Source organism: Nocardia sp. NPDC056064, assembly GCF_042266925.1.
Lineage (GTDB): Bacteria > Actinomycetota > Actinomycetes > Mycobacteriales > Mycobacteriaceae > Nocardia.
The window spans coordinates 3,479,472-3,495,883 of record NZ_JBHJWO010000001.1 but is presented as its reverse complement, the minus strand read 5'-3'; the positions used below and the strand labels follow the sequence as shown (position 1 = coordinate 3,495,883).

Below are 16,412 nucleotides of genomic sequence, written 5' to 3'. Positions count from 1 at the left end.
GGGCCCGAGCTCATGAGTCTTGATGTCCGTGTGCTCGGGCCCGTACGACTGCTTGTCGGCGGTGAGCCGGTGGCGGTCGGCGGGCCCAAGCCGCGCGCTCTGCTTGCCGCGCTCACCGTCAACCGGCGGCGCGCGGTGTCTTCGGCTGTGCTGGCCGAGATGGTGTGGAACGAGGATCCGCCGGACTCCTACGCCGCGAGCCTGCAGGTGTTCGTCTCCAATATCCGCAAGGCGCTGCGCATCGCGGGCATCGATTCGGCGCAGGTGCTGCGCACCGAGGGCGCGGGCTACCGGCTCGAAATCCCCGACACCGCCTGCGATCTCGGCCGCTTCGAGACCGCGCGCGAGGCGGGTTCGCGCTGCTTCGAGCTCGGCGATCATCCCGGCGCGTCCAATCTGTTCGGCGCCGCGCTGCGCGAATGGTCGGGCCGCGCGCTCGCCGACCTGGCCGGGCTGCAGTTCGCCGACGGCTTCGCCACCGCCATGAACGAGGAGCGCCTGCTCGCGGCCTCGGCCCGGGTGGACGCCGAGATCGCCTGCGGGCGTGCGTCATCGGTGATCGGTGAGCTGGTCTCGATGACCAACGAGCATCCGCTGCGCGAGCCGCTGTGGGGTCAGCTGATCACCGCGCTGTACCTGTCCGGCAGGCAGGCCGACGCGCTGGAGGCGTGCCGGCGGGTGCGCGGGGTGCTGGCCGAGGAGCTCGGGATCGACCCGGGTGCGGCGCTGATCGAACTGGAACAGCGGGTGCTGCGCCAGGAACCGCTGAATGTGCTGACGGCCAAGCGATCCGACCAGGTCGCGGCGGCGATGACCGAGACCGTCACCGAGGTGCCGCGCTCGATCCGCAACGGGAACCTGCGTTTCGCCGACGGCCGCACCATCCCGATTCCGCACGGCGGCATCAGGATCGGGCGCATGACCGACAACGAACTGGTCCTCGACGACCCCAAGGCCAGCCGCTACCACGCGCACATCATGCCCAGCCGCGCCGGACTGCTGATCAAGGACCTGCACTCGGCCAACGGCGTCTACGTGAACGAAGTGCCCATCGACAGCGGGGCGCTGCTGGCCGACGGGGACGTCATCCGGATCGGGGCCACGCTGCTGACCTTCCTCGCGGTGGCCTGACCCGGCCACCGCGAGAAAGGCTCAGGTCAAACGGATGTCGGCGGCGGCGCGGCCGAAGAGCTTGCGGCCGTCCGACATTCCGCTCAGCAGCACGGTGGCGGCGCGACGCTCCGGATCGATCGACTTGATCTTGCCGGAGAACTCGATGATGCCCGCCTCGGTCGGCGGCACCGGCACGAAGCCGGAGAACCGCACGCTGAGCTTCTCGATGGCGGTGGGGTCGCCGAGCCAGTCGGTGAGATACTGCGCGGCCAGGCCCATGGTGAGCAGGCCGTGCGCGACCACGGTCGGCAGCCCGGCCAGTTCGGCGGCGCGGTCGCTGAAGTGGATGGGGTTGGGGTCGCCGGAGACACCGGCGTAGTTGGCCAGGTCGCCGCGGGTCACCCGCGCGGTGGCGGCGGGCAGGTCGGCGCCCTTGACCAGGGAATCGAACTCGGGGGTGGTGTTCACCGGCGCGGTCTCGCGGACACCGCCGGGGCGGACGGGACCGGTGTGGCGGAACAGCACGTCGGCGGCGTCGACACCGGCGATCACCGCGGGGCGCGGGTGCATGCTGATGTTCTCGACGGCCTCGACGATGTTCGGGTCCACCTCGACACCCTTGCGGGCCACGATGGTGGTGGTGCCCTGCACGGTGATCTGGTCGTGCTGGTTGACCAGCTTGAACCCGACCACGATGAAGTCGTTGTCGCCGAACTGGCGGATCGAGTCGATATCGATCTCGGTGCTGATCTGATCGCCGGCCAGGATCGGGCGGAAGATCTCGAAGACCTGGTCGGTCTGCAGCACGCGGGAGATGTCGTACTCGGTCAGCACGCTGTCGAGCAGGGCGCGCGTGGCGCTCATGCCGATCACCGACGCGAAGGTCGGCGGCGCGATCACGCCGTCGTAGCCGAGCTTGCGCGCGTCCACTTCGTGCTGATGGGCGGGATGCAGATTCTGCACGGCCCTGGCGAATTCCCGGATCTTCTCGCGACCGACCTCATAGTGATCACGGAAGCCGAAACGCTGGCCGACCAGCGTCGTATCCGGGACCACAGCTTCGATGTCCGGCTGCGACACTGTCTGTTCCCTGCTCATGATCCGGAAAATGTTACCGGGGCGTACAGCAGGAAGACCAGTTATGTGTGACCCGTCATAGCGGGCAGCACGCCCACCACGACGGGTTCAGCACCAGGTCACGGGGTTCCCGCGGGGTCGCAGACCTTCCACTCGCCGTCCGTGCGCTCCAGATCGAAGGTTCGCGCCGTCTGCTTCGAGGGGTCACCCTCGGTGGAGACGGTGGCCTCGGCCAGCGCGGTGTCACCGGTGATCCGGACCGCGTTCACGCTGGATACGACCGGAATCGAGCCGTGCTCGGCGGAGAGCTTGTGCACGGTGTCGAACTGCTGGGCGGTGATGCCCTGGTAGAAATCGTGCAGTTCGCCGCAGGTGCTGGCCCGCAGATCGTCGAGGTTGCCGCTGCGCAGTGCGTCGGTGTAATCACCGATAGCCGCCTTGACCTGACCCTCCGGCGAATTGTCCCCGCCGGTCATCAGCGCGATCACCGTGCCGAGCAGCGCGATCACCACCACGGCCGCGCCACCGACCGCCAGCCACCACTTCTTCGACCGCTCCGGAGCCGCCGCCTCGGCAGCCCCGTCCGCACCCACCCGCTGCGGCGGCGCCACCTGCCGCTGCCCCGCCAACTGCTCGGCGGGCCGGGTCGGCTGGATATCGGCAGGCGAAGGAGCCGACGCGGCAGCAGGCCGCTGCCCCGGCCCCTTGGGCGGCGAAGGCTGAGTCTCCTCGACCCCACCCTGCGGCCCCTTCTGCAAATTCTGCGGTCCCTGGCCTTGCGGCCCGGGGCGCTGCGGGCCCAGCCCCTGCTGGAACTGCTGAGCAGGTACCACCGGCCGCTGTCCTTGGTCCCCAGCGCCCGGTCCACCGGGCCGCCCGGGTCCACCCTGCTGTCCGGGCCCAGCCTGCTGGCCGGGTCCGCCCTGCTGCTGGCCGGGTTCACCCGGCCCACCGCGACCTTGCTGCCCGGGCCCGCCGTGGCCCTGCGGGCCTGCGCCGACGGGTCCCTGCTGACCTGCGCCGACGGGTCCCTGCTGACCTGCGCCGCCCGGTCCCTGCTGACCTGCGCCGCCCGGACCCTGCTGACCCGTTCCGCCTGGCCCCTGCTGGCCCGACCTGCTGGGGCCCGACTGGCCTGGACCTTGCTTGCTGAGCCCGCCGGCCGCCGCAGCGCCGAGAGCACCGGCGATCTGCTGACTCTGTCCACCGGGTCCATTACGCCCCGCGTCGCCGGATCGGCCCGGCCCTGCCTGCCCGGGCCCGCCGGGCCCTTGCTGGCCGGGCGCCCCCGGCCCCTTCTGAAGCCCACCGGGACCCGGTTGACCGGGCCGTCCGGGACCTTGCGGACCGCCCTTGCCCTGCTGCCCGGGGCCGCCCGGTCCTTGCGGACCGGCGCCGCCCTGACCGGGTCCCCCGCCGGGACCGGCTCCTTGCCGGGGCTGTCCGCCCGGACCTTGCTGACCCGTTCCGCCGGGCCCCTGCGGACCGACACCACCGGGCCGTTGCCGACCCGGGCCCCCGGGGCCTTGCTGCCCGGCACCCGTCGGGCCTTGCTGCCCGGCACCCGCCGGGCCTTGCTGCCCGGCACCGCCGGAGCCTTGCTGACCCGGACCTCCGGGCCCCTGCGGTCCGGGGCCTGCCGGTCCCTGCTGCCCGGGCCCGCCCGGCCCCTGCTGACCGGCCTGACGCGGCCCACCCGGACCACGCGGCGTGGACGGCGGGGGAGTCATCGCCGGTCGCCCACCCGCGGGCGGCACCACACGATCCGTCCCCTTCGGACGCTGAATCGGCATAGCGGTGGTCGGCGCCTCCGCCGGATTCACCACCCGCATCGCCACGGTCTGATCCTCCGATGCCGCGCCCGCTCCAGGAGCCGCGCCCGCTCCAGGGGCTGCGCCCGCACCAGCGGCTGCGCCCGCACCAGCGGCTGCGCCCGCACCGGTAGCGGTGCCTGCGCCCGCACCAGCGCCCGCGCTCGGACCATTCGTGGCCGTGGTGAACTTGTGCGTGGCGTCATCCGTACCACCCGCGCCGGATGAATCAGCCCCGCCTGCACCGTCTTCCGGTGCCGCGCCCGCATCAACGCCCGCGCCCGCATCAACGCCCGCACCAGCGCCCGCGTCCGCACCAGGGGCCGCGCCGGCGCCAGCGCCCGCACTCGCACCTGCGCGGGCGGCCGAACCTGCTCCAGCCCCTTCACCGGGCACAGCGTCAGCGGCACCCGGGCGCGAACCGACGGCCGCGCCGGTGCCTGTTCCGGCCTCCCTGCCCGCTGCGGCACCGGCGGCCGCGTCAGTGCCCGCGGCGGCACCGAGACCTGCGGCCGCTCCGGTACCGGCCGCGCGTGTTGTGAACTTGTGCGTGGCGTCGTCAGCGCCTGCGGGGCCGCGCGAATCCGCCTTGTCCGCATCGGCTTTCGTAGTGCCGGCAGCGGTCGTCGGTGAGTCACCTTCCACTGCAACAGGCTTCGCGTCCTGAACGCGCGGTGTCACCTTCGGCGCTCCGGCCGACGGTTCCGGGCTGCGGGTGGCCTGCTGACCACCCGGGCTGTCTGCCGAGGTGACAGCAGTCTCGGAGTCGGCATTCTCGGTGCTCGCGCCATCGGTGGCAGGCTTCTCGTCCACCTCGTCGGCGGACGGCCGGTCGGCCTGGTCCATCTCCGCTGTCGAGACATCCTCGGGAGCCGGCGCACCCTGTCCGCGAACAGTTTTCACGGTCTGATCATCGACGGACGCAACCTTGCCCGGGATCGACATCGCGGTGGTCGGCGCATCCGGGCCTGCGGGGTCGACACCATGGGGAGGGCCTGCGGGTTCGGGGCGGTCGGCGCCGGGCAGGCCCTGCGACAGTCCCGCCAGCGGCGAATCAGTCGGCTGCGAGCCCGCGTCGGACTGGTCACCCGCCTCCGCGGCGGGCCCGCCCTTGGCGGGAGGTCCACCGGCATTGCCGGGCCGGAAACCGGGTGCGCCCCCGGGCAGCGAATCCCGCCGGATGACAACCGTCTCCGCGGTCGGGGGCGGCGTGGTCGGGCGGCCGCCGGGTTCGGTGACCGCTTCGGGGGTCGACTTCGGTGCGCCGGGGGCGCTCGACGAATCGCCGCCCTCGGCGGGGCGCTTCCCGGGCGTGCCGGGACTGTCGGCATCGGCTGCCGGGTTGTTCTCGTCGGTCGGGTCGGACACCTCTGTACCCCTCGCTCAGGCTCGAACGTTGCACTCGCCGATCAGCCTAATGGGCCGCGCGCGCGAGACGCCGCCGATCGCCGCGCGGCGGGCCGGGCGACGCGGGACGGAGCCGCGGTGCACAATGAGTCCATGTCCTCCTTCGGTGACCTGCTCGGACCCCAGCCAGTGCTCCTTCCTGAACTGATCGACGCCGAGGACGCCATCGCGGCCGGTACCGACCCGGTGAAGGTCGCCGCCGATCACCCGGCCGCTTCGATCGCCTGGGCCCAGCTCGCCGAGGCCGCGCTGGAGCGCTCCGGCGGCGAGGTCGACCACGACACCATCGCCGCCTACGCCTTCGCCCGCACCGGCTACCACCGCGGTCTCGACCTGTTGCGCCGCAACGGCTGGAAGGGTTTCGGCCCGGTGCCGTGGAGCCACGAGCCCAACCAGGGCTTCCTGCGCAGTGTCGGCGCGCTGGCCAGGGCCGCCAAGACGATCGGCGAGTCCGAGGAATACGCGCGCTGCCTCGACCTGCTCGAGGACTGCGACCCGCACGCCGCGGCCGAGCTCGGCCTGGACTAGCCGCTCCCGCGGATGCGTCCTCGGGTACACGACCCCAAGGCCGTCGTCGCCGCGGCGACGCCGATGGTCACCGCGGCCAAGACCAGCACGGTCGACCGGCTGCGGGCCTCGAGCGTGCGCCTGCGGCTGTCCGCGATCCCGATCATCCAGTGCGCGCTCGGCGCGGCACTGGCCTGGTTCGTCGCGCACAATCTCGTCGGCCACTCGCAGCCGTTCTTCGCGCCGACCGCGGCCGTGGTGTCGATCGGTGTCTCCTTCGGCGCGCGCATCCGCCGCTCGGCGGAGCTGGTGGTGGGCGTCGCGGTCGGGATCGGCATCGGTGACCTGTTCATCGCCCAGGTCGGTACCGGGGTCTGGCAGGTCGCACTGGTGGTCGGCGGGGCCATGGCGGTGGCCGTATTCCTCGACAGCGGCGCGATTCTCACGATCCAGGCGGCGGGCTCGGCGGTGCTGATCGCCACGCTCGACCAGTCCGACGCCACCGGCCCCGACCGGATGATCGACGCCCTGATCGGTGGTCTGGTCGGCGTGCTGATGGTGGCCGCCATCCCGCTGCACCCGGTGCGCCGCGCCCGCGAGCACGCCGCCGACGTGCTGTCGGTGATGAGCAAATCGCTGATCACCTGCGCCGACGGCCTGCTGGAACAGAATTCCGACAAGGTGCACGAGTCGCTCAGCGCGGTGCGCGCCACCCAGAAGCAGATCGACGCGCTGCGCTCGGCGCTGGAGGGCGGCCGCGAGATCAGCCGCATCTCCCCGCTGTACTGGAACTCCCGCAAACGCCTGGAACGCATCCATTCCGCCGCCGACCCGCTCGACAACGCCATCCGCAACACCCGCGTGCTGCTGCGCCGCTCGCTGACCCTGGTCCGCGACGACGAGGTGCTCGATCCGCGCCTGATCGACCTGGTCGACCAGCTCGGCAACGCCGCCGACGTGGTGCGCCGGATGATGCTGGCCGACCCGGGCGAGCAGCCCGATCAGGCCGAGGCCACCCGTGGCCTGCGCAGTGTCGCCAAGAACGCCCGTCCGGAACTGGTCGCCGGGGCCGGGCTCTCGGCGCACGTGGTGTTCGCGCAGATCCGCTCGATCGTGGTGGATCTGATGGTGGTGTGCGGGATGCAGCGGATCTCGGCGATCGCGCTGCTGCCGCCGACCGTGCCGAATCCGTATGTGACGCCGGAGGAGTGAGCGCTCAGTCGCCGACGGGGGACACGCGTGGCCGGTTGGGCGTCAGCGAGAAGCGTTTGCGGTCGAAATCCCAGACGCGATAGATCGGCCACTGCGAGGTGTGCATGATCCAGGCGCCGGTGATCACCGCCCGGTGGAACGGCACCACCGCGTAGCCCTGATTGGCGATCGTCTGCAGGCCGCGCAGCTGGTATTTCCACCACACGTGCGGCGGAGTCTGCCTGCGGCGGGCCGAGATCTGCGCGCGCAGCCGGGGCAGCTGGTCGATGCGCAGCTTCGCCTTGGTCAGGCACAGCGCCAGATCGAGGTCTTCGTGCAGGTCGCGGCGGGTGGTGGTGAGCTGCTGTACCTGCTCCCAGGCGCTGCGCCGGATCGCCATATTGGCGCCGTGCACATTGCCCACCGGCTGATGGCGGATCATGCCGAGCCGGTGCTGGGCGTCGATCGCGCCCGCGAGGAAGAAGCCGATCGGCGAATCGTGATAGGTGCTGATCCCGGTGACGGCCATGGTGTCCGGATGCGCGTCCAGATGCGCGCGCACCGTGGCGCCCCAGTCGGGGGAGACCAGGGTGTCGGCGTCGATGCGGCCCAGGTAGTCGCCGTCGGCGTGCTCGAATCCGGTGTTGCGGGCGTGCGCGACACCGGGATTGCGCTCGTCGACCAGCTCGATCTTCGGATGCCTGCCCGCCAGCGTGCGCACGATCTCGCGGGTGCCGTCGGTGGAACCGTTGTCGACCACGACGATCTGATCGATCGCGTCCTGCCCGACCAGCCGCTCCAGACAGGCCGCGATGCAGGACGCTTCGTCGAGCGTGGGAATGACGACCGACAGGACAGCGGTGGAGCTCATGGCGTTTCCGTTCAACTCCAGAATCGGGTGAGGTAGCTCCCGTTGGAAGCCCACCAGTCAGGTACCCCGGAAAACTCGAACAATGCGTATACCGCGTCGAAGAACACACGGCTCAACGGGGTGAAGAAGATGAACGCGAACAGGATCAGCATGCCGAAGGGCTTGATCTGCTCGAGCGAGCGCCGGGTCTGGTAGCTCAGCGACGGTTCGATGATGCCGTAGCCGTCGAGTCCCGGCACCGGCAGGATGTTCAGCAGGAACGCCGTGATCTGCAGGAACGCCAGGAAACTGAGCCCGTACCAGAACGCCTCGTGCTCCACCGGCGAGCCGAACGCGCGGATCACCAGCAGCAGGACGACCGCGCACAGCGCGTTGGAGAACGGCCCGACCGCGCTCACCAGCCGCTGCACGGACGCCTTGAAATTGTGGGTGTCGACATACACCGCGCCACCGGGCAGGCCGATGCCGCCGAGCGCGATGAACACCAGCGGCAGGCCGATCGAGAGCACCGGATGGCTGTACTTGAGCGGGTTCAGGGTGAGATAGCCGCGCACCTCCACCTGGTGATCGCCCGCGCGCCAGGCCACATACGCGTGCGCGAACTCGTGCAGGCACAGGCTGATGATCCAGCCGAACACCACCAGCACGAACACGCCGATCTTGGCGCGCACCGACTCGACATCGGCGTCCCAGGCCAGCGCGCCGCCGAGCACGGTGATCAGCACGATGAGCAGGAAGACCGGGCTCGGGCGCACGGCATTGTGGCCGGACCGCCGCGGCGTGAAGGAATACGTCATCTCACCAGTAACCAGGGTTGTTCGAAGCGATAGAAGGTGGAGCGGGGGACCTTGCGCTCGGTGGTCACACCGTCGCGGGTGACGATCGCGCCCGGCGTCCCGAGCTGCGCGGCCCGGCCCGACACCCAGGTGCGTTTGCGCATCCCCTTGCGCACCCGGGCGCGCACGCCGGGCATGGTCATCGTCGGCGAGATCAGCATCGTGGTGACGATGCCGGTGAACAGCAGCGTGTCGTCGACGTAGGCCTCACCCTCGAGCTTGGCGCCGTCGAGTCCGGTGATGCTCGCGCGCCCGACCAGCACGGTGCCGGTGTCGTCGCGGATCAGCGGGGTCTCGATCGCGCGGCCCTCGATGGCGATCTTGGCGGCGGCGTTGCCGGTGGCGGTCTGATAGACCCGCGAGGCGTAGGTGGTCTCGACCGGCACGTAGCCGACCTCGACGTGCAGCCGCTCGGTGCGCATCAGATGGGTCAGCACCGCGGCCAGCGCGGCGTCGGCGCCGAGCACGATCAGCCGGGGCAGGCTGTCGGCGGCCAGCACGGGCAGCAGTTCGTCGATCACGTCGGTCTCGGGGACGGGACCGGTCTGCGTGGTGGGTAGTGAGGCGAGGGCGATGGGGACCGGGATGTCTCCGCATCGGAGAACGTGGGTACTCAAACCGCGGTACACCCTCCTCGATCTGGCCGACACTGTGTCGCCCACAAACACGTGGCAAAACCCCCTGCCGACAGGTAACCGTAACCGATGGCTAGACTGTGTCTCCGGCCACCGCCTCAGAACGGCAGGTAGCTGCAGTGCTGATGTGCGCTGCCGTCGATCCGTAGGAGACTCCTGATGCCGGCAATCGTCCTCATCGGCGCCCAGTGGGGCGACGAGGGCAAGGGCAAAGCTACCGACCTGCTCGGTGAGCGGTTGCAGTGGGTGGTCCGATACCAGGGCGGCAACAATGCCGGCCATACGGTGGTGCTCCCCAACGGCGACAAGTTCGCCCTGCACCTCATCCCGTCCGGCATCCTCACCCCGGGTGTGAAGAACATCATCGGCAACGGTGTGGTGGTCGACCCGGGTGTGCTGCTCGACGAGCTGGCCGGTCTGGAAGAGCGCGGCGTGGACACCTCCGGCCTGCTGCTCTCCGCCGACGCGCACCTGATCATGCCGTACCACGTGGCCATCGACAAGGTCGCCGAACGCTTCCTCGGCAGCCGCAAGATCGGCACCACCGGCCGTGGCATCGGCCCCTGCTACCAGGACAAAGTCGCCCGCGTCGGCGTCCGCGTCGCCGATGTGCTGGACGAGAAGATCCTCACCCAGAAGGTCGAGGCCGCCCTGGAGTTCAAGAACCAGGTGCTGGTGAAGATCTACAACCGCCGCGCGCTGGACCCGCAGCAGGTGGTCGACGAGGTGCTCGGCCAGGCCGAGTCGTTCAAGCACCGCATCGCCGACACCCGCCTCGAGCTCAACCTGGCGCTCGAGCGCGGCGAGACCATCCTGCTCGAGGGCTCGCAGGGCACCCTGCTCGACGTCGACCACGGCACCTACCCGTTCGTGACGTCCTCGAACCCGACCTCCGGCGGCGCCGCGGTGGGTTCGGGCATCGGCCCGAACAAGATCGACACGGTGCTCGGCATCCTCAAGTGCTACACCACCCGCGTCGGCTCCGGCCCGTTCCCGACCGAGCTGTTCGACAACTTCGGTGAGTTCCTGGCCAAGCAGGGCGGCGAGGTGGGCGTCACCACCGGCCGCGCCCGCCGCTGCGGCTGGTTCGACGCGGTGATCAGCCGCTACGCCACCCGCGTCAACGGCATCACCGACTACTTCCTCACCAAGCTCGACGTGTTGTCGGGCCTGGACACCGTGCCGATCTGCGTGGCCTACGAGATCGACGGCAAGCGCGTCGAGCAGATGCCCACCACCCAGACCGAGTTCCACCACGCCAAGCCGATCTACGAGGAGATGCCCGGCTGGTGGGAGGACATCTCCCACGCCCGCACCTTCGAAGAACTGCCCCCCAACGCCCAGGCCTACGTCCTGCGCCTGGAAGAACTCTCGGGCGCCCGCATCTCCTGCATCGGCGTCGGCCCCGGCCGCGACCAGACCATCGTCCGCCACGACGTCATGGCCTGACCTCCCCGTCACCACAGCCCCTCCCCGTTATCGGGCGAGGGGCTGTGTCGTTCGCGCATCGTCGCAGTTCACAGGCGACACGCGCGAGTGATGTCGACTCGCTATCGATTTGAGGCATCCGCTCGGCTAACGCTATCGTCGCTGCGCGGCACGCGGGGACGTGCCGTGTTTCCTGAGTTGTGTGAGTGGGTGTGCGGCGTGATCCGTCGGTCAGAAGATGTGAACTACTCGACGGTGCGGCGGGTCGCCCGCCCGATGGCCGGGGTGCTGCCCATGGCGTTGGCCGTGGCGTGCGCGGGTATCGCGGTCGCGGTGCCGGTGCAGCCGGGTGTCACCGATACGCCGGTGCAGCCGGGTGTCTCCGAGCCGGCCGACGAGGGCCGCTCCGAGCTGGGGACCTTCGACGGCCCCGACACGCTCGACCGGCTGCGTCCCGAGCCGCGCCCGGTGCCCGAGTACACCGCGCCCGCTCCGCCGATCGTCATCGAGGACCTGCACCTGCCCGAAGCGGTCGAGCCGGTGGCGCCCATCGCCCCGCCCCCGCGCACCCTGCGCATCGGTGACTTCACCCGCCCCGTCCCGGACGAGGTCCCCGAGGACCTGCTCGGCGGCGTGAACACCACCGCCGCCGACATCGAAGCCGCCATCGCCACCCAGGGCCGCTCGGTGGGCATCAACCCGAGCCGTTCGGACAAGATCGCCGCCGCCACCGTGGGCGGCGCGCTGCTCGGCGCGACCGTGGTCGGCGTGCCCGCCGCCGTGGCGGGTGGCGTGGTCGGTGGCGCCGCCGGTGCCGCGGTGGGCACGGTCATCGGCTTCGGTGTCGGGGTGGCGGGTTCGACCGCCGCGACCGCCGGTGTCGCCGCGCTGGCGGCAGCCGCGACCGGCCCGGGTGCGCCGGTGGTCTTCCCGGCGGTCTGGCTCACCGAATCCCCGCTCATCATCGCCGCAGGTGCGGGTGCCGCGGGTGCCGGTGCGCTCATCGGCGCGGGCGTCGGCGCGGCCGGTGGTGCCGCGCTCGCCGGTATCCCGGCCGCGGCCGTGGGTGCCGTCGCCGGTGGTGCCATCGGCAGTGTCGTCGGCGCGACCGCCTTCCAGGGCGACCCGAACGCCCCCGCCAGCCCGGCCGACCCGTTCGAGGCCCTGGTCGACGACCAGCTGGCGAACATGCCCTGCCCCGCGCTTCCGGAACTCCCGGTGGTCCCGCTGCCGCAGGTCGCCCTCCCGCAGATCGCGCTGCCCCAGCTGCCCGACTGCCCCTGCAAGGACTGACACCGCGACAGTGCCCCCGATCGAATCCCGGTCGGGGGCACTGAGCTCGTCCGGCATCCGCAGCGCGCGCCGACCCCAGCGCGTGTGACGCCCTGACCAGCGACTTCCGCGATTCGCGTACTTCGCGAAGGATGTCCGGATCAGGACAACCGAAGCGGCGGGAGGCGGGGCGAGGGGAGTACCGTCGGAGCTGGTTTGCGGACGGAGGTGACTGATGGCGATGCGTGGTCTCGCGCTGGCGTTGCTCGCGGTCGGTGTCGCGGCGGGGTGCGCCCCGGCCGCCGACGCGCCGCCCACCCCGTCGCCGAGCGCGTCACCGGTGAGTACCGCGCTCCCGCCCGCGCAGACCCTCGCCCCCGCCCAGCAGCGCAACGAGCGCATCCGCGGGATGCTCTACACCGTCGGCTGCACCAGCAACGCCTGCGTGCAGACCTATTTCGCCTGCATGGACGGCTATCTCGACGGCGATCCCTGCCAGTTCTACCGCGACCACCCACCACCCCCCTGACCTGCTGGAGCGGTATTACCTTGCGCGGGTGAGGAATTCGCCGACCACCGGAGCGAGTACCGCGGTCTTGGCATCGTGGCTCACCCCGGGCAGCTCGCTGAACTCCGCGTTCGGCAGCACCTCGGCCACCGCCTTGCCGCCCTTGGTGAGCAGCGGCACGGTGAGCTCACCGACCAGCACCAGCACCGGCACCCGCACGTCGGCCCAGTCGGCCGCGTTCAGCCGCTGACCACGCATGTAGGGCCGCATCACCGCCCAGTCGTGGGCGGTGGAATCCGCGGTCGCCGCGAGTTTCTTCCAGAACGGCGTGATCCGCATGGTCCCGACCATCAGCAGCGGGGTGCCCATCACCTTGGTCATGTAGAAGCGAGCCGCCTTGTTGCGCTTGCCCGCCGCGATCATCGGGTTCAGCTTGTCGGCCAGGTCCTTCGGCGGCACATGGTCTTTCGGGTCGACGACGAACGGCGGCTCGTAGGCGATCACCGCCTCGACGCCGGGCACCGACTGCGCCGCCAGCAGTGCCAGCACCGCCCCGGAGGACCACCCGAACAGCGCGGCCTCGCCCCCGGCCGCCTCGACCAGTGCCGCGATATCGGCGATCTCGTTGGCCACGTCGTACACGCCGGGCGAATCGGCGCTGTCGCCGCGCCCACGCCGGTCGTAGTTGAGCACCGTGAAGTCGTAGTCGCTCGCCAGTGACTGCGCCAGCCCGGTCATCGCCGGGGACTCCCGGAAACTGAACGCTCCACCGATCAGGATGACCGTCCCCGCCGTGCCCTCGCCGACCCGGTCGTAGGCGATCGTGGTGCCGTCGGCCGACGTCACAGTCTGCATGCTGGTGTCCTCTCGATTCCTGGGCGCCCCCGACCGTACGCGATCCGGTACCGCCCTGGTCGGGGCGGGTTTCCCGGAGCGGGCCTCAGAACAGCATCGGTTCGCCGAACCCCGGTGTCCGCTCGATCTCGAGCAGTCGCGCTTTGGTGCCGATCCCGCCCGGGGCCGAGAAACCGTGCAGCGCGTGGTCGGCGGCGAGCACCCGGTGACAGGGGACGATCAGCGGAATCGGATTGCGCCCGAGCGCCTGGCCGACGGCCTGCGCCGAGCCCGGCGCGCCCAACCGGGTGGCGATATCGCCGTAACTGAGGGTGCGGCCGGGGTCGATGTCGCGGGTCACCGCGTAGACCGCGCGATGGAATTCCGGCACGCCGGCCAGGTCGACCTCGATCCAGCGCAGCGGGTCGACCTCGCCGTCCAGATGCGCCCTGACCCCCGCGATGGCCTCGGTGATCACCGGCCCCGGCTCGCCCTCCTCGACCGGCGTGCCGCCGAGAGGCCGGGTGATCCGGGCCAGCGTCTCCTCCTCGCTCGCCTCGGGCAACTGGAACCGCACGACGGTCTCGCCGCGCCAGGCGATCGCGCACAGTCCGATCGCGGTGTCGAAGAGGGCGGCGACCACCGTGCCGGTCCGGGTCGATTCGGTGCCGGAACTCATGAGCACAGTGTGCGCCGCCCGGGTGACAAGTTCCGCCCGGCCCCGCGATCAGGCGGCCAGCGGCTTGTGAAAAGAGCCAGTTTCGCGCAACTGGCCTGATTCTTCGGGATCGGTTCGTGGGCGCGCACCGCGTCCAGATCACGCAGCGCGCGCTGCTCGTCGTAGGTGCTGAAAGCCCGGTCGTGGGGCAGATATTGGAACGGCCAGAAGGGGAGGTCGTCCCGCTTCGGGAAGGCGCGGTAGACGGCTACTGCGACGAGGACGGCGACGGCGAGAGCGAGGAAGGTGGTCATGTTTCCCACCATCCTCCGACTGGCCTTGCCGAGAAATATCCACTTACGGAATACTGGACTTTATGGCGACAAGAGTGATCGGCGCGGCGGGCCTGGCCCGCGACCTGGGCCGGTGGCGTGACCCCGAAACCGACGGCGACGCCCCCGAACGCCGCCCGCACCGGCCCGCCTATCTGGCGCTGGCCGAGGCCATCCGCCTGCTCATCCACGACGGCCGCGCCCCGCTCGGGGTCGCCCTGCCCAGCGAGCGCGATCTGGCCGCGACCCTCGGCGTCAGCCGCACCACCATCACCTCCACCTACTCGCTGCTGCGCGAGCACGGCTACCTGATCAGCCGTCAGGGCTCGCGCAGCACGGTGGCCCTGCCCCCGGCCATCCAGCACGACGGCGCCAAGCCCGCGCGCGGCATCATGGCTCTGATGGCCCAGCCCGAGCTGCCGACCATCGACATGACCTACGCCGCCATGTCCGCGCCGCCGGAACTGCACGACGCGTATGCCACCGCCCTGCAAGGCATTCCGGCCTACCTCGGCACCCACGGCATGGACCCGGTCGGCGTGCTCGCGCTGCGCGAGGCACTGGCCCGCCGCTACACCGCGCGCGGCCTGCCCACCGAACCCGACCAGATCCTGGTGACCCTGGGCGCCCAGCACGGCCTGCGGCTGCTGCTCAATGTGCTCACCTCGCCCGCCGCCCGCGTGCTCATCGAGCACCCCTCGTACCCGAACGCGATCGAGGCCATCCGCGATGTCGGCGCGCGCCCGATCCCGGTGCCGCTGCGGCCCGAATTCCCGCACGCCGGTTGGGATCTCGACGGTATCCGCAGCACCGCCCGGCAGACCGCGGCGACGCTGGCCTACCTGGTGCCCGACTTCAACAACCCCACCGGCCTGCTGCTCGACGAGGCGGGCCGCGCCGAACTGGCCGCCATCGCCCGCGACACCAGGATGACCATCGTGGTCGACGAGTCGATGAGCGAACTCAATCTCTCCGGCGCCCCGATGCCGCCGCCGGTGGCCGCCTTCGCCAAGGGCGCGGAGATCATCACCATCGGCTCGGCCTCCAAGTCGTTCTGGGGCGGCCTGCGCGTGGGCTGGATTCGCACCAACCAGGCGCTGATCACCAAGCTGCTCGGCATCCGCGCCACCGTCGACCTCGGCACCCCGGTGATGGACCAGCTCGCCACCGTCGACCTGCTGGAAAACGCCGATCCCATCCTCGACCGCCGCCGCGAACAGCTGCGCGCCCAGCGCAACGCTCTGCTCGACGCCGTCGCCGAGGACCTGCCCGGCTGGCACATCGCGCCCGGCGCGGGCGGGATGTCGCTGTGGGCGCAACTGCCCAGTCCGGTCTCCACCGCGCTGGCCGCCACCGCGCCCAATCACGGCGTCCTGCTCGCCGCCGGACCGCGTTTCGGTGTGCAGGGCGCCTTCGAGCGTTTCCTGCGCCTGCCCTTCACCCACCCCGAACCGGAGCTGCGGCTGGCCGTGAAATCCATCGCGTCGGCCTATGCCGCGCTCACCCCGCGCGCGGCCGACCCGCTGCAACCGCTCACCTGCTATTGATCAGCCGAACCCGCACGGCCGGTAGCCCGCCGCGCTCGGCTGCGCCGGATCGGGATTCACCGTCTCGTAGCCGACCCCGAGCAGGAACAGCGCCGAGACGATGAAGGCCAGCGTGGTGAACGGCACCGCGATGGCGCTGCGGGTCGACGGGTAGCGGAACAGCAGCACCAGCAGGCAGATCAGCGACGCGCCGGTGGCCACCAGCAGTCCGGTGGCCAGCCCGTTGAGCGCGGTGACCGCGATGGGGACGGGAATGTCGCGGCGGCAACCGGATTCGAGCAGTTGCGCGCGGCGGGTGTCGAGGAATCCCTCGGCGAAGGTGAACGCGAGCAGTGCCGAACCGAAGGTGGCCGCCGCGATGAATGCGGCGAGCACCTTCGGTGGC

Annotated in this window: 17 protein-coding genes; 8 read left to right on the top strand and 9 right to left on the bottom strand. The window is 70.9% G+C overall.

The window, feature by feature from the left end; translation table 11 throughout:
- Positions 1-12 precede the first annotated feature (12 nt).
- Entirely contained in the window at positions 13-1,131 is a 1,119-nt protein-coding gene (locus tag ACFC06_RS16150) for a BTAD domain-containing putative transcriptional regulator (RefSeq protein WP_375931171.1), read from the top strand.
- A gap of 21 nt (positions 1,132-1,152) precedes the next feature.
- Here the strand turns inward: ACFC06_RS16150 and ACFC06_RS16145 are convergent, their stop codons facing one another.
- Together ACFC06_RS16145 and ACFC06_RS16140 are read right to left on the bottom strand one after the other, a co-directional pair.
- Complete coding sequence (locus ACFC06_RS16145; protein WP_375931168.1) at positions 1,153-2,211, bottom strand: fused (3R)-hydroxyacyl-ACP dehydratase subunits HadA/HadB; 1,059 nt, start codon at positions 2,209-2,211, stop codon at positions 1,153-1,155.
- 98 nt (positions 2,212-2,309) lie between these two features.
- Positions 2,310-2,948, bottom strand: a complete 639-nt coding sequence (locus ACFC06_RS16140; protein WP_375931165.1) for a hypothetical protein — start codon at positions 2,946-2,948, stop codon at positions 2,310-2,312.
- Between the two features lie 18 nt (positions 2,949-2,966).
- Between ACFC06_RS16140 and ACFC06_RS16135 the strand changes: the two genes are divergently transcribed.
- The 3 genes from ACFC06_RS16135 (at position 2,967) to ACFC06_RS16125 (ending at position 7,127) form a co-directional block, all read left to right on the top strand.
- On the top strand, positions 2,967-4,229 hold the full coding sequence (locus tag ACFC06_RS16135; RefSeq protein WP_375931162.1) for a hypothetical protein: 1,263 nt from the start codon (positions 2,967-2,969) through the stop codon (positions 4,227-4,229).
- Positions 4,230-5,501: 1,272 nt separating this feature from the next.
- Positions 5,502-5,936, top strand: coding sequence for a DUF3151 domain-containing protein (locus ACFC06_RS16130; protein WP_375931159.1), 435 nt, complete (start codon positions 5,502-5,504; stop codon positions 5,934-5,936).
- 63 nt (positions 5,937-5,999) lie between these two features.
- Positions 6,000-7,127, top strand: a complete 1,128-nt coding sequence (locus ACFC06_RS16125; protein ID WP_375935523.1) for an aromatic acid exporter family protein — start codon at positions 6,000-6,002, stop codon at positions 7,125-7,127.
- A 4-nt stretch (positions 7,128-7,131) separates the two neighbouring features.
- Here the strand turns inward: ACFC06_RS16125 and ACFC06_RS16120 are convergent, their stop codons facing one another.
- The 3 genes from ACFC06_RS16120 to ACFC06_RS16110 are packed head-to-tail and all read right to left on the bottom strand — an operon-like array spanning position 7,132 to position 9,430.
- On the bottom strand, positions 7,132-7,977 hold the full coding sequence (locus ACFC06_RS16120; RefSeq protein ID WP_375931157.1) for a glycosyltransferase family 2 protein: 846 nt from the start codon (positions 7,975-7,977) through the stop codon (positions 7,132-7,134).
- Between the two features lie 11 nt (positions 7,978-7,988).
- A complete protein-coding gene (locus ACFC06_RS16115; protein ID WP_375931154.1) occupies positions 7,989-8,774 on the bottom strand; it encodes a site-2 protease family protein in 786 nt (261 codons plus the stop codon).
- Positions 8,771-9,430 carry a hypothetical protein gene (locus tag ACFC06_RS16110; RefSeq protein ID WP_375931151.1) on the bottom strand — a complete coding sequence of 220 codons (660 nt, stop codon included), beginning with the start codon at positions 9,428-9,430 and terminating at the stop codon, positions 8,771-8,773. The genes ACFC06_RS16115 and ACFC06_RS16110 overlap by 4 nt, the downstream gene beginning before the upstream one ends.
- A gap of 177 nt (positions 9,431-9,607) precedes the next feature.
- Between ACFC06_RS16110 and ACFC06_RS16105 the strand changes: the two genes are divergently transcribed.
- The 3 genes from ACFC06_RS16105 to ACFC06_RS16095 all read left to right on the top strand — a co-directional run bounded on the left by ACFC06_RS16105 (position 9,608) and on the right by ACFC06_RS16095 (position 12,677).
- Entirely contained in the window at positions 9,608-10,897 is a 1,290-nt protein-coding gene (locus tag ACFC06_RS16105) for an adenylosuccinate synthase (protein WP_375931148.1), read from the top strand.
- Between the two features lie 198 nt (positions 10,898-11,095).
- Positions 11,096-12,169 (top strand): hypothetical protein, encoded by a 1,074-nt coding sequence (locus ACFC06_RS16100; protein WP_375931145.1) that lies wholly within the window; start codon positions 11,096-11,098, stop codon positions 12,167-12,169.
- Between the two features lie 214 nt (positions 12,170-12,383).
- Positions 12,384-12,677, top strand: a complete 294-nt coding sequence (locus tag ACFC06_RS16095) for a hypothetical protein (RefSeq protein WP_375931142.1) — start codon at positions 12,384-12,386, stop codon at positions 12,675-12,677.
- A gap of 15 nt (positions 12,678-12,692) precedes the next feature.
- Here ACFC06_RS16095 and ACFC06_RS16090 read toward each other — a convergent pair whose 3' ends face one another.
- The 3 genes from ACFC06_RS16090 to ACFC06_RS16080 all read right to left on the bottom strand — a co-directional run bounded on the left by ACFC06_RS16090 (position 12,693) and on the right by ACFC06_RS16080 (position 14,462).
- Positions 12,693-13,511: an alpha/beta fold hydrolase gene (locus tag ACFC06_RS16090; protein WP_375931139.1), complete on the bottom strand. Its 819-nt coding sequence runs from the start codon at positions 13,509-13,511 to the stop codon at positions 12,693-12,695.
- Between the two features lie 85 nt (positions 13,512-13,596).
- A complete protein-coding gene (locus ACFC06_RS16085; protein ID WP_375931137.1) occupies positions 13,597-14,169 on the bottom strand; it encodes a methylated-DNA--[protein]-cysteine S-methyltransferase in 573 nt (190 codons plus the stop codon).
- The gene (locus tag ACFC06_RS16080; RefSeq protein ID WP_375931134.1) at positions 14,166-14,462 is read right to left on the bottom strand and encodes a hypothetical protein; all 297 of its coding nucleotides are present in this window, start codon (positions 14,460-14,462) and stop codon (positions 14,166-14,168) included. The genes ACFC06_RS16085 and ACFC06_RS16080 overlap by 4 nt, the downstream gene beginning before the upstream one ends.
- A gap of 62 nt (positions 14,463-14,524) precedes the next feature.
- On the opposite strand from ACFC06_RS16080, the gene ACFC06_RS16075 reads away from it, so the two are divergent.
- A complete protein-coding gene (locus tag ACFC06_RS16075; RefSeq protein ID WP_375931131.1) occupies positions 14,525-16,027 on the top strand; it encodes a PLP-dependent aminotransferase family protein in 1,503 nt (500 codons plus the stop codon).
- Here ACFC06_RS16075 and ACFC06_RS16070 read toward each other — a convergent pair whose 3' ends face one another.
- On the bottom strand, positions 16,028-16,402 hold the full coding sequence (locus tag ACFC06_RS16070) for a hypothetical protein (protein WP_375931128.1): 375 nt from the start codon (positions 16,400-16,402) through the stop codon (positions 16,028-16,030).
- Positions 16,403-16,412: the final 10 nt, after the last annotated feature.

Coding starts and splice junctions, on each gene's coding strand:
- ACFC06_RS16130 (WP_375931159.1), top strand. CDS start 5,502: ATGTCCTCCTTCGGTGACCTGCTCGGACCCCAGCCAGTGCTCCTTCCT.
- ACFC06_RS16150 (WP_375931171.1), top strand. CDS start 13: ATGAGTCTTGATGTCCGTGTGCTCGGGCCCGTACGACTGCTTGTCGGC.
- ACFC06_RS16085 (WP_375931137.1), bottom strand. CDS start 14,169: ATGAGTTCCGGCACCGAATCGACCCGGACCGGCACGGTGGTCGCCGCC.
- ACFC06_RS16075 (WP_375931131.1), top strand. CDS start 14,525: ATGGCGACAAGAGTGATCGGCGCGGCGGGCCTGGCCCGCGACCTGGGC.
- ACFC06_RS16145 (WP_375931168.1), bottom strand. CDS start 2,211: ATGAGCAGGGAACAGACAGTGTCGCAGCCGGACATCGAAGCTGTGGTC.
- ACFC06_RS16105 (WP_375931148.1), top strand. CDS start 9,608: ATGCCGGCAATCGTCCTCATCGGCGCCCAGTGGGGCGACGAGGGCAAG.
- ACFC06_RS16090 (WP_375931139.1), bottom strand. CDS start 13,511: ATGCAGACTGTGACGTCGGCCGACGGCACCACGATCGCCTACGACCGG.
- ACFC06_RS16080 (WP_375931134.1), bottom strand. CDS start 14,462: ATGACCACCTTCCTCGCTCTCGCCGTCGCCGTCCTCGTCGCAGTAGCC.
- ACFC06_RS16125 (WP_375935523.1), top strand. CDS start 6,000: ATGGTCACCGCGGCCAAGACCAGCACGGTCGACCGGCTGCGGGCCTCG.
- ACFC06_RS16095 (WP_375931142.1), top strand. CDS start 12,384: ATGGCGATGCGTGGTCTCGCGCTGGCGTTGCTCGCGGTCGGTGTCGCG.
- ACFC06_RS16120 (WP_375931157.1), bottom strand. CDS start 7,977: ATGAGCTCCACCGCTGTCCTGTCGGTCGTCATTCCCACGCTCGACGAA.
- ACFC06_RS16115 (WP_375931154.1), bottom strand. CDS start 8,774: ATGACGTATTCCTTCACGCCGCGGCGGTCCGGCCACAATGCCGTGCGC.